Raw genomic sequence first — 16784 nt, 5'->3', positions numbered from 1 at the left:
CGGCCCCGGGCCCGGCCTGCGGGTCGTGCCCGGCGCGCCGGCGACGGGCTCATCCGGCGTCGGGCTCGTCCCGGTCGCCCCGCAGGAAGCGCTCGAACTCGGCGGCGATCGCCTCGCCGTCGACCAGCGGCATCGCCTCCCCTCCGGACGCGCGGCCACGGTCGGGCTCGGGGTCCGGGCCCGGCGTGACCCCCGACTCCTCGTCCAGCCGGTCCTCCAGGGACTGGATGTAGTCGCGCAGGTCCTCGTCCTCGCTCGCCGCGGCGTCGACGCGTTCGGCCCACGTCCGGGCCTGGACGCGGAGCGCGTCCATCGGCACGGCCATCCCGAGGTTCTCGGCGAGCCACGACAGCATCGCCTCGGTCCCGCGCGGGTTGGGCGGGGAGGCCACATAGTGGGGCACGCCCGCGAACAGGCTCAGGGTGGGCACGCCGGCCTCGGTGAGCAGCTGCTGCAACACGCCGGACATCCCGGTCGGCCCCTCGTAGTCCGAGGGGGCGACGCCCATGGTCGTCATCCGCTGACGGCTGAACGCCGCGCCGGTGAGGGGCACCGGGCGGGTGTGCGGCACGTCGGCGAGGTAGGCGCCCAGCAGCACGACCTGGGAGACGCCCAGGGTGTCGACGAGGTCGACGAACTCGGAGGCGAACCGCCGCCACTTCAGGGCGGGTTCGGGCCCGCGCACCAGCAGGACGTCGTTGGCGACGCCGTCCGGCCGGCACGCCGAGACCACGATGCGCGGCCACTCGACCGAGCGCGAGACCCCGCCGGCGAACCGGACGACGGGCCGCTGCTCGAGGTAGTCGAAGAACTCGTCACCGCCGACCTCGGCGATCTGGCGGGCCTCCCAGTTGAGCGCGAGGTGTTCGATGGTGCCGGTCGCCACGTCCGCCGCGTCGTTCCAGCCCTCGAAGGCCACGATCATCACCGGGCTCTCCAGATCGAGATGCCCGTCGGGACTCCATTCGACAGTCATCAGTACAGCCTACGTACCTCCGATCCGGAGGCACCCATACACTGGGGCCCATGTCTGTCGATTTCGATTCGCCCTTGTTGGACGCCGCCCGTCGGCGAGTACTGATCGGTGACGGGGCGATGGGCACGATGCTGCAGGCTGTCGACCTCGACGTGGATGAGGACTTCCTGGGTCTCGAGGGCTGTAACGAGATCCTCAACGCGACCCGGCCGGACGTGGTGGAGGGGATCCACCGTGCGTTCTTCGAGGCCGGAGCCGACCTGGTCGAGACCAACACCTTCGGGTGCAATCTGTCCAACCTGGGTGACTACGACATCGTCGACCGGATCGGCGAGCTCGCCGAGAAGGGTGCGGCGATCGCGCGCAGGGTCGCCGACGAGATGGGCCCGTCCGAGGACGGGACCCCGCGGATGGTGCTGGGTTCGCTCGGGCCCGGGACCAAACTGCCCTCGCTGGGGCAGACCACTTTCGAGGACATCCGTGACGCGTACTCCAGGGCCGCCGAGGGGCTGGCCCGCGGGGGAGCGGACGCGTACCTGATCGAGACGAGCCAGGATCTGCTGCAGGTCAAGGCCGCGGTCCTCGGCTGCCAGGACGGCATGGCGGCCGCGGGACGGCGGCTGCCGATCATCTCGCACGTCACCATCGAGACGACCGGCACGATGCTGCTCGGTTCGGACATCGGCGCGGCACTGACCGCGCTGCAGCCGCTGGGCATCGACATGATCGGCCTGAACTGCGCCACGGGGCCGGCCGAGATGGTCGAGCACCTGCGCTACCTGTCGCGGCACGCCGGGATACCGGTGTCGGTCATGCCCAACGCCGGCCTGCCGGAGTTGGGGGAGCACGGCGCCGTCTACCCGCTGGGCGCCGAGGAGTTCGGGCCCCAGGTGGCCGACTTCGTCTCCGAGTTCGGACTGTCGATGGTCGGCGGGTGCTGCGGCACCACGCCCGAGCACATCACCCGGCTCAAGGAGCAGGTGAGCACGCGGGCCAGGGCCGAGCGCACGATCGAGCCCGTCAACGCGGTCGCCTCGCTGTACAGCTCCACGCCGCTGCGCGCAGACGCCGGCATCATCATGATCGGTGAGCGCACCAACGCCAACGGTTCCAAGCGGTTCCGCGAGGCGATGCTGGCCTCCGACTGGGACACCTGCATGGACATCGCCAAGGAGCAGATGCGCGACGGTGCTCAGATGGTCGACCTCTGCGTCGACTACGTCGGCCGTGACGGCTCCGGGGACATGACCGAGCTGGCCGGCCGGATGGCCACGTCCTCGACCCTGCCGATCATGCTGGACTCGACCGAGCCCGACGTCATCAGGGCGGGTCTGGAGAAGCTGGGCGGTCGCTGCGCGGTCAACTCGGTCAACTACGAGGACGGCGCGGGACCGGACTCGCGGTTCCAGCGGATCATGCGGCTGGTGTCCCGGCACGGCGCGGCCGTCGTCGGCCTGACGATCGACGAGGAGGGCCAGGCCCGCACCGCCGACCGGAAGGTCGAGATCGCCGAGCGGCTCATAGCCGACCTCACCGGGAACTGGGGGATGGCGGAGGAGGACATCATCATCGACTGTCTGACCTTCCCCATCTCGACCGGGCAGGAGGAGGTCCGCCGCGACGGCATCGAGACCATCGAGGCGATCCGTCGGCTCACCGAGGCCCACCCGCGGATCCACACCACGCTGGGTCTGTCGAACATCTCGTTCGGCCTCAACCCGGCCGCCCGCCAGGTGCTCAACTCGGTGTTCCTGCACGAGTGCGTCCAGGCCGGGCTGGATTCGGCGATCGCGCACAGCTCGAAGATCCTGCCCATGAGCAAGATCGACGACCGCCAGCGGGAGGTGGCCCTGGACCTGGTCTACGACCGTCGCCGCGAGGGCTACGACCCGCTGCAGGTGTTCATGGAGCTCTTCGAGGGCGTCTCCGCGGCCGGGGCCAAGGACGCCCGCGCGGCCGAGCTCGCGGCAATGCCGCTCATGGAGCGGCTGGCGGCGCGGATCGTCGACGGCGAGCGCAAGGGGCTCGAGGAGGATCTCGACGCCGCGATGGCGGAGATCCCCCCGTTGGAGATCATCAACCAGCACCTGCTCGGTGGGATGAAGACGGTCGGTGAGCTGTTCGGCTCCGGCCAGATGCAGCTGCCGTTCGTCCTGCAGTCGGCCGAGACGATGAAGGCGGCGGTCGCCCATCTCGAGCCCCACATGGAGGCGAGCGACGAGGACGGCAAGGGACGGATCGTCCTGGCCACGGTCAAGGGCGACGTGCACGACATCGGTAAGAACCTCGTGGACATCATCCTGTCCAACAACGGCTACGACGTGGTCAACATCGGCATCAAACAGCCGATCTCGGAGATCATCTCCGCCGCCCGCGAGCACAAGGCCGACGTGATCGGCATGTCCGGCCTGCTGGTGAAGTCCACCGTGGTGATGAAGGACAACCTCGCCGAGCTCAACTCCGAGGGCATCGCCGGTGAGTTCCCCGTCCTGCTCGGCGGCGCGGCTCTGACCCGCTCCTATGTCGAGGTCGACCTCGCCGGGATGTACCAGGGTGACGTGTTCTACGCCCGCGACGCGTTCGAGGGCCTGCGGCTGATGGACGAGGTGATGACGGCCAAGCGGACCGGCGTGCCGATGGCACAGTCCTCGGAGGCCGCGGCCAAGGCGGCCGAGCGTCGCCAGCGCCGTGCCCGAAGTGAGCGGATCGCGGCCAAGCGCGCGGCCGAGGCCGAGCCCGTGGTCATCCCCGAGCGCTCGGACGTCGCCGCGGACCAGCCGATCGCGACCCCGCCGTTCTGGGGGACCCGCATCGCCAAGGGCATCCCGGTGGCCGACTACCTCGGGCACCTGGACGAGCGCGCGCTGTACTTCGGGCAGTGGGGCCTGCGCGGCACCCGCAGCGGGGAGGGGCCGGACTACGACGAACTGGTGGAGACCGAGGGCAGGCCGCGCATGCGCGCCTGGATCGACCGCCTCACCACCGAGGGCATCCTGTCGCACTCGGCCGTGGTCTACGGATACTTCCCGGCGTACTCGGTCGGCGACGAGATCTGGGTGCTCGCCGAGCCCCGCCCCGACGCCGAGGTGCTGCACAAGATCGCCTTCCCGCGCCAGCAGCGCTCCCGCTTCCTGGCGATCCCCGACTTTGTGGCCTCCCGTGAGCGCTGCGAGGCGGAGGGGACCGTGGACGTCCTGCCGTTCCAGCTGGTGACGATGGGGTCGCCGATCGCGGACTTCGCCAACGAGCTGTTCGCCGGGGACAACTACCGGGACTACCTCGAGGTGCACGGGCTGTCGGTGCAACTCACGGAGGCGCTGGCGGAGTTCTGGCACCGGCGCGTGCGTGACGAGCTCACGCTGCCCGAGGGGTCGGTCTCCGACGAGGACCCCGACAGCATCCAGGACTACTTCAACCTGAAGTACCGCGGAGCGCGCTACAGCTTCGGCTACGGCGCCTGCCCGGATCTGGAGTCGCGCAAGGTGGTCGTGGACCTGCTCGAGCCCGAGCGCATCGGGGTGGTCCTGTCCGAGGAGCTGCAGCTGCACCCGGAGCAGTCGACGGACGCGTTCGTGCTGTACCACCCGGAGGCGAAGTACTTCAACGTCTGAGCCGTCCGACGGAGGGCCGGCCGGGCCGCGGCGCGACGGGGGTTCCGGTCGGCACCCGGGTGAGTAAGATCACCCTTACCCGGCTGAAGGAGACCGTCATGCCCAGCATCCGAAAGCCCGCCGCCCTCGCCGTGGCGGGTGCTGTCCTCGCCGGGGGAGCGGCCGTCGCCGCCGCCCCGGCGGCCTCCGCACAGGTGTGGCACGACTCGCCCGCGTGGGACGTCCGCATGCCCTATCCGCTGGGAGGCGAGCACACGATCCGATTCGGTGTCTTCCCCAGCTGCCTGCGCGGAGGCGATGACAGATTCAACCAGGCGATCGCCGCCAACGCGAGGGATCTCGACCAACCGATCGGATCCTTCGACTTCTCCGCGACCCTCTTCCCGTTCAACTCGGCGACGGTCGAGTGGCACAACATCGACACCGGCGCGCGGGGTTCTCAGACCGTGCAGTCGACGGGACCCGAGGTGGGGATCGGTGCCACGCCCACCGGCCGGGGGTGGGTCGCGGTCACCATCACCGCCAGCAAGTCCGCCCTGCCCACGGCGGCGCCCAGCTCGGTGGCGCCGTTCGCCTCCGCCACGCACACGGAACGGTTCATCGTCCCGCCGCAGGACTGCTGACGGGAGCGGGGCCGCCGGCGGCTGCCGCGTGTCACCACCGGTCGGGGCCACCGGCGGGCTGCCGCGCGTCACCCCCGATTCACCTGGTTCGGGTAGACAGTAGGCCGTGACCAGCACCTCTCCCGCCCGCCTCCCGGCCGCCGTGTGTCTCGACATGGACGGCACCCTCGTCGACACCGAACGACTGTGGGACATCGCCGTCTTCGAGCTCGCCGAGCACATGGGGCGGCCGTTGGACGAGGCGACCCGCGAGCGGACACTGGGCAACTCCCTGCACGGGTTCTTCGAGATCCTCGGCGAATACACCGGACGCCGAATCGAGGGGGAGGAGTTCGACCGTCTCGCGCACCGCCTCAACTCGCGGGTCACGCAGCTCATGCGGACCGACATGCGGTGGCGCCCGGGCGCCGAGGTACTGCTGGCCGACATCGCCGCGACCGGGGTCCCCGTCGCACTGGTGACCAACACGACAGCCGATGTCGCCGTTGTGCCGCTCGAGTTCATCGACCGGTCCCGGTTCGACGTGGTCGTCACCGGCTGCATGGTGGCCGAGGGGAAACCAGCGCCGGACCCGTACCTGCTCGCCTGCGCTGAGCTGGACGTCGAGCCCGGGTCGGCGGTCGCGGTCGAGGACTCGGTCGCCGGCGCGACCGCGGCGGTCGCGGCCGGATGCCGCGTCCTCTACATCCCGTCCACCGACGGTCAGCCCGACGTCGCCGGGGCCCACACGCACTCGACGCTCGAGGGGGTCGACGTCGCGGCGCTCCACGCGCTCACCTCGGGGTCACCCCTGGGCGCGGCTGTGGGACAATAGGCCGCGTGAAGACCTTCGACTCCCTGTTCGCCGAGCTCTCCGAGCGCATCACCGCGCGCCCCGAGGGGTCCGGCACCGTCGCCGCGTTCGACAAGGGCGTCCACCATCTGGGCAAGAAGGTCATCGAGGAGGCCGGAGAGGTCTGGATCGCGGCCGAGTACCAGTCGGACGAGGAGTTGGCGGAGGAGATCTCCCAGCTCATGTACTGGACTCAGGTCATGATGCTCAAGCGCGGACTGACTCTCGAGGACGTCTACCGACATCTGTAGGCGCCGCCCCGCCCCACCACCCGCACGCACCGAACCTCCGGAGCCGCCATCATGCTGCGCGTCGCAGTGCCCAACAAGGGCGCCCTGTCCGAATCCGCCTCCGAGATGCTCTCCGAGGCCGGCTACCGCCGCCGCCCCGAGGGGAGCAAGGACCTCTCGCTCATCGACCGTGAGAACGACGTCGAATTCTTCTTCCTCCGCCCCAAGGACATCGCCGTCTACGTCGGCTCGGGCCGCCTCGAGCTGGGGATCACCGGCCGCGACCTGGCGGCCGACTCGATGGCCGAGGTCGATGAACTGCTCGACCTGGGCTTCGGCCACTCCACGTTCCGTTACGCCGGTCCGGCGGGTGCCGGATGGACCACCGAGCGGCTCGCCGGCGCCCGGATCGCCACCTCCTATCCCAACATCGTCCGGCGCGATCTGCGCGAGCGCGGGATCGAGGCCGAGGTGATCCGCCTCGACGGGGCGGTGGAGATCTCGATCCAGCTCGGTGTGGCCGACTGTATCGCCGACGTCGTCGGATCGGGTCGGACGCTCAAGGTGCACGACCTGGAGGCGTTCGGGGACGTGCTGTGCGACTCGGCGGGTGTGCTCATCGGTCGCGCGGACGCCGCGTCATCCCCGACTGTGGCGCGTATGCGGGCCCGGCTCCAGGGCGTCGTCTTCGCCCAGCAGTACATGATGCTGGACTACGACTGTCCCAAGGACATCTTCGACTCCGTCTCGGCGATCACGCCGGGGATCGAGTCGCCGACCGTGTCCCCGATGGCCGACCCGGCCTGGGTGGCGGTGCGCTCGATGGTCCCCCGGAAGAAGGTCAACGCGATCATGGACGAGTTGGCGGAGGCCGGGGCGAAGGCGATCATCGCCACCGACATCCGCTCCTGCCGGATGGGCTGATCCGCCCGGCGTTCCCGAGAACCGGTTCGGCCGGCCCCGCGCTGCGTGCGCGGGGCCGGCCGGCGGCGTTCAGACCCGCTCGACGAGCAGTGCCTGCAGCGTGTCGCCGATCGCGCCCTTCTCGTCGAACAGCGTCCCGGAGGTCGCGCCGATCCCGTCCGGCCCGATCGACGCCCGGGCGGACACGCCGATCCAGCGGCCGACGGGCGGCCGGTGCAGGTGCGTGACGAGGTCGGTGTTGAGGAACCGCCACTCGGCGGGCTCGAGGACCGCGCCGACCCCGTTGGCGATGTCGGCCACGCACATCACGTGCTGGACGGGGGTCGGCTCCTCCCCGGCCACCAGCGGCAACGTGGGCCGGGCCCAGACGGTGCCGTCCTCGGCGCCGCGGATCTCGAGCGAGTCGATGTAGCCGCTGGTCCAGCGGTTGAAGAAGTCGCCGTTGTGATCGGTGCCCGGAAGTTCGCGGGGCGACTCGGCCGCCTGCTCGACGTCGGTGGTGTCGCCGGTGGCCAGCCGCCACGCGCTCGCCCGCGCGACGGTCCGACCGCCGGCGACGAGCTCGGACTCGAGGAGCTGGATCCGGCGGCCCGGTCTGGCCACGCGGGCGCGCGTACGGAGCTCACCGAGCGGGACGGGCCCCAGCAGGTCGACGGCCACGCGGGCGATGCGGGCGTCGCCGCCGGCGTCGAGGCGCTCCATGGCGCGGGTGAGGATGGCCGAGGGCGGGGCTCCGTGCTGTAGGTCCGGGCCCCAGGCGCTGACGGTGTGCGGGGTCGCGCGGAAGACCTCCCAGCCGTCGTCGGATCCCAGCGGCTCGAAGTAGGCCTCCGTCATCATGAACTCCTCGGTTCTCCTCGCCCGGTCAGCAGGTTGTCCGCGCCGGCGGGGACCACGCGGGTCCCCGGCCACCCCGGGTACTCGGGCGGGGTGCCCCCGAACGCCGGACACAGCGCCTGATGATTGCACCAGTCGCACAGGCGGGACGTGCGGGGGCGGAAGTCGCCGGTCTGCCCGGCCCGCTCGATCTCCGACCACAGCGCGTCCAGGGACGCCTCGGTCTCGACGAGCGACGCGTGGTCCGGGGTGAAGGTCAGCCAGCTGCCGTTCTTGAGGTAGATCAGTTTGAGCTGGGCGGGCAGCACCCCGTGGATGCGCTGGTACATCAGGGCGTAGAACCGCATCTGGAACATCGCCTGGTCCTGGAACCGCGGGTGCGGGGGTTTGCCCGTCTTGTAGTCGACCACCCGGACCTCCCCGGTGGGCGCGACGTCGACCCGGTCGAGGAAGCCGTGCAGCGGGGTGCCGGCCGCGGTGGCGGTGACCAGGTACTGCTCGCAGGAGGCGGGCGAGAAGCGCTGCGGGTCCTCGACGCCGTAGAGTGCCGCGACCAGCGCAGCCACCTGCGCCTGGAAGTCGGCGCGGTCGGAGAGCGGCACCACCGTCGCGCCGTCCTCCTCGGCGTAGAAGCGCTCGACGGCGGCGGGCACGAGTTCCGCGGCACGCTGCGGCGCACGCTCGGCCTGCTGGAGGCCGTACAGCTCCTCGAGCACGGAGTGGACGACCGTGCCGAGCACCTGGGCCCGCGTCCTGGGCTCCGGGATGCGGTCCACGGCGCGCAGCCGGTACAGCAGCGGGCACTGCCGGTAATCGGATGCGCGAGAGGCCGACAGGGCGAGGGGCTTGCGCTCCGGCAGGGGTGCGTCGCCCGCTGCCGGGATGCCACCGATTTCGAGGGGATCCGTCACACCTGGCAGGGTAGACAACCGGTCGGACAACCGACCCCCCGTCCTCTGGAGGTCCCGTGCAGCGATCCGGCCCGTTCGTCGTGGGTGACCGCGTCCAGCTCACCGACACCAAGGGGCGCAAGTACACCGTCGTGCTGGTCGAGGGTGCGGAGTTCTTCACCCACCACGGCGCGGTGCGCCACGACGATCTCATCGGCGCGCCCGAGGGCTCGATCATCACCTCGACCAAGGACGCGCAGTACCTCGCGCTGCGCCCCCTGCTCACGGACTACGTGCTGTCGATGCCGCGCGGCGCGCAGGTGATCTACCCCAAGGACGCCGCGCAGATCGTCCACGAGGGCGACGTCTTCCCCGGCGCCCGGGTCCTTGAGGCCGGCGCGGGGTCGGGGGCGCTGACGTGCTCGTTGCTCCGGGCGGTCGGCCCGGAGGGGAGGGTGTTCTCCTACGAGATCCGCGAAGACCACGCCGAGCACGCCGAGCGCAACGTCCGCACGTTCTACGGCGAGCACCCCGAGAACTGGGACCTGCGGGTCGCGGATCTGGCGGAGACGTCGGTCGAGGCGCTGGGCGGTCAGGTCGACCGCGTGGTGCTGGACATGCTCGCGCCGTGGGAGTGCCTGCCGACGGTGAGCGAGGTGCTGGTGCCCGGCGGCGTGCTGGTGGCCTACGTGGCCACGACGACGCAGCTGTCGGACGTCGTCGAGGCGCTGCGGCGCCAGCAGTGCTGGACCGAGCCCCGCGCGTGGGAATCGATCAACCGTGGGTGGCACGTGGTGGGCCTGGCGGTGCGCCCCGAGCACCGCATGCAGGGCCACACCGCGTTCCTGGTGACCGCGCGTCGCCTCGCTGAAGGAGTGACGACCCTCAAGCCCAAGCGTCGCAGCGGCAAGGGCTGAGGAGACGCGCGCCGGCCCGTGCCTCGCCCCGGCGGCGGGCGTGCCCATCCGCGTGTCACCCGGCGTTAGGCGCGCCCACCCGCGTGGCGCCCCGGCGATAGGGTGGAGGGGACGACGACGAGGAGACCCGTCGACGACCAGGAGGGCAGGTGATCGCGTGACCGAGGGACGTTCCCCGGCCGGCCAGGGCGAGGACAGGGTGGCGGTCGACCGCGCCGAACTCGCGCGGCTGCGCAAGGCCGTGGACGAGGGGGCCCGATCGGACCGCGAGAAGGCGATCAAGATCGACGCCCTCGGCGCCCGCAACGTCCGGCTCGCGGAACTGCTCAAGGACTCACGCGACCAGCTCGAGGCCCTCAAGGGCGAGGTCGAGCGGCTCGGCACCCCGCCCAGCACCTACGGGGTGGTCCTCACCCGTCCCACCGGCGCGGACACCGTCGAGGTCATGGCCGCCGGCCGGCGCATGCGCCTGGCGATCGCGCCCGGCGTGGACGCCGCGGACCTGACCCCGGGCGTGACCGTGCGCCTCAACGAGGCCATGACGGTCCTGGAGGTCTCGAGCGAGCTCCCGGTCACCGGCGTGACCGCCGTCCTGCGGGACGTGCTCGCCGACGGCGTGCGCGCGCGGGTGGTCATGGGCAACGACGAGGAGCACATCGTGGTCCTCGCCGCCGCCCTGCGCGGTGCGCGCGCGGCGGACCACCCGGCTCCGGTGCGGCCGGGTGACGCGGTTCTCGTCGATCCCAAGGCCGGCGTGGCCTACGAGGTGGTGCCCAAGGCGGAGGTCGACGAGCTCCTCCTCGAGGAGATCCCGACGGTCGACTACTCGGACATCGGCGGTCTGGGTCCGCAGATCGAGCAGATCCGCGACGCGATCGAGCTGCCGTTCGTCCACCACGACCTGTACCGCGAGTTCCACCTGGCCCCGCCGAAGGGCGTCCTGCTCTACGGCCCGCCCGGGTGCGGCAAGACCCTCATCGCCAAGGCCGTGGCGCACTCGCTGGCGCGTGCGGCCGCGGTGGCCCGGGGCGACGACGTCAGCGACGGCCGGTACCCGAACTCGTACTTCCTCTCGATCAAGGGCCCCGAGCTGCTCAACAAGTACGTCGGCGAGACCGAGCGGCACATCCGGTCGATCTTCGAACGGGCGCGGGAGAAGGCCACCGAGGGCAACCCGGTGATCGTCTTCTTCGACGAGATGGACTCCATCTTCCGCACCCGCGGGTCCGGCGTGTCCTCGGACATGGAGACGACGATCGTCCCGCAGCTGCTCGCGGAGATCGACGGCGTGGAGGACCTGCGCAACGTCATCGTGATCGGTGCCTCCAACCGCGAGGACATGATCGATCCCGCCATCCTCCGGCCCGGCCGCCTGGATCTGAAGATCCGCATCGACCGGCCCGACCGGGACGCGGCCGCTGACATCCTCGCCAAGTACATCACCCCGGACCTGCGCTTCGACCCGGTCGAGGTCGGCGACGCGGACGGTGAGACCCACGTCCGCGACCTCATCGAGCGCATCGTCGACCGGCTCTACACCCGTGACGCCTCCACGACCTACGTGCACCTCGTGTACGCCTCCGGCCGCCGGTCGTCGCTGTACCTGGCCGACCTGACCTCCGGGGCGATGCTGCGCAATATCGTCGACCGGGCCAAGAAGCTGGCGATCAAGGACATCGTCCACGGCACCGGCCGGGGCCTGACCACCGACGACTTCCTCGACGCGGTCGACGCCGAGTTCGCCGAGAACACGGACCTGCCCAACACGTCCAACCCGCAGGAATGGGCACGCCTGACGGGTGTCCGCGGTGAGCGTGTCATCGAGGTCTCCGTCCCCAACCGGGGAGCGGGGCAGTGAACCCGCGCGGGCGCGTCATCGGCACGGAGATCGAGTTCGGCATCGTCGCCGTGGGGCAGCCGCTGCTCAGCTCGGTGGTCACCTCGACCCAGGTGATCAAGGCCTACACCGACCCGGGCGAGAATGCCGGAGGAGCCGACGAGGCCCGCTGGGGCTACGGGTCGGAGTCACCCCTGCGCGACGCCCGCGGCTTCGACCTCGGCGCGGCCCGTGCCTACGACCCCAGCGAGTTCGGGGTGACCAACCGGGTGCTGACCAACGGGGCCCGCTTCTACGTCGACCACGCCCACCCGGAGTACTCGGCCCCCGAGGTCGACTCCCCACGGGACGCGGTGATCTGGGACAAGGCCGGCGAGGTGATCATGCACCGCGCAGGCGTCGAGTCGACGGCCACCGAGGGCAACGCCGAGCTCAAGCTCTACAAGAACAACGTCGACGGCAAGGGCGCCTCCTACGGCGCCCACGAGAACTACCTCGTGCGCCGCGACGTCGACTTCGACGGGCTCACCGTGAGCCTGGCCCCGCACCTGCTGTCCCGCCAGGTGTTCAGCGGCGCCGGCCGCGTCGGGATCGGGCAGTCCGGGGAGACGGCCGGATACCAGCTCTCCCAGCGCGCCGACTACATCGAGGTCCTCACCGGGCTCGAGACCACCCTGCGCCGCGGCATCATCAACACACGCGACGAGCCCCACGCCCCGGACGAGACGTGGCGCCGCCTGCACGTCATCATCGGCGACGCGAACATGTCCGAGCTGGCCACCTACCTCAAGATCGGCACCACCTGCCTCGTGCTGGACGCGATCGAGGCGGGGGTCGACTTCTCCGACCTCCTGCCCGTCGACCCCGTCGAGGCGGTCCACACCATCAGCCACGACCCGACGCTCCGCGCGACCGTGCCCCTGCCCGACGGCCGGAACCTCACCGGCCTCGCCCTCCAGCGCGAGATCGTCGAACGGGTCGCGGGCGTCATCGGCGACGGCACGGGCCACCCGGGCTGGGCGCTCGAGGTCCTGGGCGAGTGGCGCGCGATCCTCGACGCGCTCGAGGAGAACCCGATGTCGTGCGCCGACCGACTGGACTGGCCCGCCAAGCTCCGGCTGCTCGAGGGCTTCCGCGCCCGCGACGGCCTGGACTGGGACCACGCCCGGCTCGCCCTCATCGACGTCCAGTACCACGACATCGACCCGCAGCGCGGGCTCTACAACCGCCTGGTCGCCAAGGGCGCCATGCGCCGACTGGTCACCGACGACGAGGTCGAGGCCGCGGTCACGACCCCGCCCGCACGAACGCGGGCCTGGGCCAGGGGACGCTTCCTCGCCGAACTCGGCGACCGCATCCGCGCCGCCGGGTGGGACCACGTCGTCGTCGTCGACTCCCGCGGCCACGAACGCCACGTCGACCTCACCGACCCCTACCTCGGGTCCCGCGAGTACTGCGAGGCCCATCCCGACTTCCTCGGGCCCGACGGGCCCGACCCGTTCTGACGGCCCGCACACACCCGTCCCGCTCAGACACACGAGGAGACACCATGTCCCAGATCCAGAAGAACGCCGGCGGCCCCACCGACCCCGACGACGAGGCCGGCCGGGTCGTCAAGGCCGCCGACACCGGCTCCGCCGACTCGCTGCTCGACGAGATCGACGACATCCTCGAGACCAACGCCGAGGAGTTCGTGAAGTCCTACGTCCAGAAGGGCGGGCAGTAGACCCCCATGATCCGTCGCATCGTCGGGATCGAGACCGAGTTCGGGATCACCAGCGTCAGCGGTGAGGGCGCCCGCGGGCTCGGCGCCGACGAGATCGCCCGCTATCTGTTCCGCCCCGTCGTGGAGCGCTGGCGCAGTTCCAACGTTTTCCTCGACAACGGCGCGCGCCTCTACCTCGACGTGGGCTCCCACCCCGAGTACGCGACCGCCGAATGCGACGGGCTGCGACAGATCGTCGCGCACGACAGGGCGGGGGAGCGGATCGTCGACGACCTCGCCCTGGCCGCCGAGCAGTCCCTCGCGGACGAGGGCATCGACGCCCGCGTCTACCTGTTCAAGAACAACACCGACTCCGTGGGCAACTCCTACGGATGCCACGAGAACTACCTGCTCGACCGCAGCACCCAGGTGCGGGGCATCGCCAACACCCTGCTGCCGTTCCTCGTCAGCCGGCAGCTCATCTGCGGCGCCGGCAAGATCCTGCCCGGCACCCCCGCCGGAGTGGGGCTGGGAGAGACCTCCGAGCCGGTGTACTGCTTCTCCCAGCGCGCCGAGCACATGTGGGACGGGGTGTCCTCGGCCACCACCCGCTCGCGGCCGCTCATCAACACCCGCGACGAGCCGCACGCCGACTCGACGCGGTTCCGGCGCATGCACGTGATCGTCGGCGACTCCAACATGATCGAGACCACGACGCTGCTCAAGGTCGCCAGCACCCGGCTCGTGCTGGAGATGATCGAGGCCGGCGTCGAGCTGCGGCCGATGGCCGTCGCGCACCCCGTGCGCGCGATTCGTGAGATCAGCCGCGACCTCACCGGCACCCGCCCGGTCGCCCTCACCGACGGCACCACCATGTCCGCGCTCGAGATCCAGCGCGAGTTCCTCGGCGCGGTGCGGCGCTACCTCGACGCCGGCGGATGGGAGCGCGACGACCGTCCCGACGTCGAACACTGCGTGGCCCTGTGGGAGCGCATCCTCGACGCCGTGGAGTCCGGGGACCACGACTCGATCGCCGCCGACGTCGACTGGGCCGCCAAGCTGCGCCTCATCCGGCAGGTGCAGGCCAAGACGGGCGCCGACCTCGACCACCCGCGCCTCGCGCAGATCGACCTCACCTACCACGACATCCGGCCCGGACGGGGGCTGCACTCCGTGCTCGAACGCCGGGGGATGGTCTCGCGCGTCGTCGACGACGCCGCGGTCGAACGCGCCCGCGGCGTCGCCCCCGAGACCACCCGCGCCGCGCTGCGCGGCCGGTTCATCACCGCCGCACGAGAGGCCGGGCGCGACTTCACCGTGGACTGGGTGCACCTCAAGGTCTCCGACGGCACCGTGCCCACCGTCGCGCTGACCGACCCGTTCGCCGAGGTCGACCCGCGTGTCGACGATCTCATCGCCGCGCTCGGACGATAGCGTTCCAGCAGTGTCCACCTCGAAGTCACAACGCCTGGTCAACCTCGTCATCTGCCTGAGGTCGACCAACGCCTTCCTGTCGGCCGACGAGATCCGCCGGATGGTCCAGGGTTACGACGACTGCGAGTCCGAGAACGCCTTCCTGCGGATGTTCGAGCGCGACAAGCGGGAGCTGCGCGACGTCGGCGTGCCGCTCGAACAGGGCGCGTCGCTCGCGCCCGGCTCGCCCGCCGGGTACCGCATTCCCGACCACGGGTACGAGCTGCCCGAGATCACGCTGACGCCCGAGCAGGCCGGCGTTCTCGCCGTGGCCGCCGAGGTGTGGCGCGAGGGGGAGCGGGCCGCCCGCGCCGGCGGGGCGCTGGCCAAGCTCACTGCCGCCGGGATCGACCCGGTCCACGACGCCGGCGCCACCGTCTCCGTGGCCGACCCCGCCGAACTCGCCACCGCCGCCCTGGTGGCCGAGGCGGTCGCCGAGGGCACCGGCCTCACCTTCTCGCACACCCCGGCCGGCGCCTCCGATCCGACGACCCGGCGGGTGGAGCCGTGGTGGACCGGCTCCCGCCACGGGCACTGGTACCTCGTCGGCCACGACCTCGACCGTGGCGAGCCCCGCACCTTCCGGCTCGTCCGCATCTCAGACGTCAAGGCCACGCGCGCCGCCCGGACCGCCCCCGTGCCGCCCACCGAGCAGGTCCTGGCGCTGCTCGACGACGCCGTCTCCCGCCTCAACCCGCTGCTCGAGGCCACCGTGTGGGCGGCCGACGGGCGCGCCGCCGAGCTGCGAGCGATGGCCCGGTCCGCCACGCCCGCGCAGCGCTTCGGCAGATCGGGCGCCGACCTCGACCTCGCCGCGCCGCTGGGCGAACTGTCCGCGCTGGTGGCCGCCCAGGGCGCCGACGCCGTCGCCCTGCGCCCGGCGGAGCTGCGGGTGCGCGTGGTGTCGATCCTCAGCGCCGCAGAGGAGGCCGTCCGATGAGTCCCCGCACCGTCCCGCTCGCCACGCTGCTCAGCGTTGTCCCGTATTTCCACACCCGCGGGCCCGTCCGCGTGGCCGACGCCGCCCGCGACCTCGGCATGGCCGAGAAGCAGCTCCGCGACGCCCTGTGGCAGCTGTGGTCCTGCGGCCTGCCCGGCTACGGCCCCGGTGACCTCATCGACCTGGCCTTCTCCTCCGAGGACCTCGACGACGCCGAGATGGTCGAGGTGACCTTCACCGCCGGCATCGACCGCCCCGTGCGCCTCACCGCCGCCGAGGCGGTCACCCTGGAGACCGGCCTGGCCGTGTTCCTCGGCCAGCCCGAGGTGATCGACCAGACCGCCCTGCGCGACCTGCTCACGACTCTGCGCGCGGCCACCGGGTCCGACGCCCGCGTCACCGCCGACGACGCACGCCGCGAGTCGGCGGACTCCGACGCCGACGTGGTGCGGACCGCGGTGCACGACGGGCGGGCCCTGCGCTTCGTCTACCACTCGGCCAGCTCCGACACCTCCACCACACGCGTCGTCGACCCTGCCCGCCTGTCCGTCGCCGACGGTCACTCCTACGTCCACGGCGTGGACCGCTCGTCCGGGCAGTGGCGGACCTTCCGCACGGACCGGATGAGTGGGGTCGAAGAGGTGGGACCGCGCCGCGCGCTCGGCCCGGAACCACAGGACGACGGTGAGGGGGACGTCCGCCTGGAGGCCGCCCGTGTCCCGGCCGCCGCGGCGTGGTTCCTCGACGAGTTCCGCTTCCACACGGTCGTCCGCCGCCCCGACGGCGATCTGGACGTCGAGATCGCCTATCACGACCGGGCGTGGCTGCTGCGTTTCCTGCTCGGGCACGCCGACGTGGTGCGTCCCGCGGACCCCGGGTTCGCCGCCGAGGTCGCCCGTCGGGCCGCCGAGGGCCTGGCCGTCTACGAGACCGGCGACGACCCTGGCGACCAGCGCGTGAATTCCCGGTGAACGACGAGGTCACGGGGC

General features: G+C 71.4%; 15 protein-coding genes. 12 read left to right on the top strand and 3 right to left on the bottom strand.

Annotation, left to right across the window (positions count from 1 at the left end):
* Positions 1-49: 49 nt before the first annotated feature.
* Complete coding sequence (locus A6035_RS07900; RefSeq protein ID WP_108847335.1) at positions 50-976, bottom strand: PAC2 family protein; 927 nt, start codon at positions 974-976, stop codon at positions 50-52.
* Positions 977-1026: 50 nt separating this feature from the next.
* Between A6035_RS07900 and metH the strand changes: the two genes are divergently transcribed.
* From metH to hisG, 5 genes are all read left to right on the top strand, one after another.
* Positions 1027-4587, top strand: a complete 3561-nt coding sequence (gene metH / locus A6035_RS07895) for a methionine synthase (protein WP_108847334.1) — start codon at positions 1027-1029, stop codon at positions 4585-4587.
* A gap of 98 nt (positions 4588-4685) precedes the next feature.
* Positions 4686-5210: a hypothetical protein gene (locus A6035_RS07890; RefSeq protein ID WP_235026624.1), complete on the top strand. Its 525-nt coding sequence runs from the start codon at positions 4686-4688 to the stop codon at positions 5208-5210.
* A gap of 106 nt (positions 5211-5316) precedes the next feature.
* The gene (locus A6035_RS07885; RefSeq protein ID WP_108847332.1) at positions 5317-6024 is read left to right on the top strand and encodes an HAD family hydrolase; all 708 of its coding nucleotides are present in this window, start codon (positions 5317-5319) and stop codon (positions 6022-6024) included.
* A gap of 5 nt (positions 6025-6029) precedes the next feature.
* Positions 6030-6293, top strand: coding sequence for a phosphoribosyl-ATP diphosphatase (locus A6035_RS07880; RefSeq protein WP_007629271.1), 264 nt, complete (start codon positions 6030-6032; stop codon positions 6291-6293).
* Positions 6294-6344: 51 nt separating this feature from the next.
* On the top strand, positions 6345-7196 hold the full coding sequence (gene hisG / locus A6035_RS07875; protein WP_108847331.1) for an ATP phosphoribosyltransferase: 852 nt from the start codon (positions 6345-6347) through the stop codon (positions 7194-7196).
* A 69-nt stretch (positions 7197-7265) separates the two neighbouring features.
* Here hisG and A6035_RS07870 read toward each other — a convergent pair whose 3' ends face one another.
* Together A6035_RS07870 and A6035_RS07865 are read right to left on the bottom strand one after the other, a co-directional pair.
* Positions 7266-8033 carry a thioesterase family protein gene (locus A6035_RS07870; RefSeq protein ID WP_425267521.1) on the bottom strand — a complete coding sequence of 256 codons (768 nt, stop codon included), beginning with the start codon at positions 8031-8033 and terminating at the stop codon, positions 7266-7268.
* Positions 8033-8944 (bottom strand): RecB family exonuclease, encoded by a 912-nt coding sequence (locus tag A6035_RS07865; protein ID WP_108847329.1) that lies wholly within the window; start codon positions 8942-8944, stop codon positions 8033-8035. Before A6035_RS07865 ends, A6035_RS07870 begins: the two co-directional genes overlap by 1 nt.
* A 56-nt stretch (positions 8945-9000) precedes the next feature.
* Here A6035_RS07865 and A6035_RS07860 point away from each other — a divergent pair, with 56 nt between their 5' ends.
* The 7 genes from A6035_RS07860 (at position 9001) to A6035_RS07830 (ending at position 16766) form a co-directional block, all read left to right on the top strand.
* The gene (locus A6035_RS07860; protein ID WP_108847328.1) at positions 9001-9840 is read left to right on the top strand and encodes a tRNA (adenine-N1)-methyltransferase; all 840 of its coding nucleotides are present in this window, start codon (positions 9001-9003) and stop codon (positions 9838-9840) included.
* Between the two features lie 157 nt (positions 9841-9997).
* Positions 9998-11698 carry a proteasome ATPase gene (arc, locus tag A6035_RS07855; RefSeq protein WP_108847327.1) on the top strand — a complete coding sequence of 567 codons (1701 nt, stop codon included), beginning with the start codon at positions 9998-10000 and terminating at the stop codon, positions 11696-11698.
* Positions 11695-13182, top strand: a complete 1488-nt coding sequence (dop, locus tag A6035_RS07850; protein ID WP_108847326.1) for a depupylase/deamidase Dop — start codon at positions 11695-11697, stop codon at positions 13180-13182. The genes arc and dop overlap by 4 nt, the downstream gene beginning before the upstream one ends.
* 44 nt (positions 13183-13226) lie before the next feature.
* A complete protein-coding gene (locus A6035_RS07845; protein WP_108847325.1) occupies positions 13227-13403 on the top strand; it encodes a ubiquitin-like protein Pup in 177 nt (58 codons plus the stop codon).
* A 6-nt stretch (positions 13404-13409) separates the two neighbouring features.
* On the top strand, positions 13410-14816 hold the full coding sequence (pafA, locus tag A6035_RS07840) for a Pup--protein ligase (protein ID WP_108847324.1): 1407 nt from the start codon (positions 13410-13412) through the stop codon (positions 14814-14816).
* Positions 14817-14826: 10 nt separating this feature from the next.
* A complete protein-coding gene (locus A6035_RS07835; protein ID WP_108847323.1) occupies positions 14827-15795 on the top strand; it encodes a helix-turn-helix transcriptional regulator in 969 nt (322 codons plus the stop codon).
* Complete coding sequence (locus A6035_RS07830) at positions 15792-16766, top strand: helix-turn-helix transcriptional regulator (protein WP_108847322.1); 975 nt, start codon at positions 15792-15794, stop codon at positions 16764-16766. The genes A6035_RS07835 and A6035_RS07830 overlap by 4 nt, the downstream gene beginning before the upstream one ends.
* The last annotated feature ends 18 nt before the right edge of the window (positions 16767-16784 follow it).

Origin of the sequence: Dietzia lutea, assembly GCF_003096075.1 — a bacterium.
Taxonomy (GTDB): domain Bacteria; phylum Actinomycetota; class Actinomycetes; order Mycobacteriales; family Mycobacteriaceae; genus Dietzia; species Dietzia lutea.
This window is presented reverse-complemented; position numbering and strand designations above follow the sequence as displayed.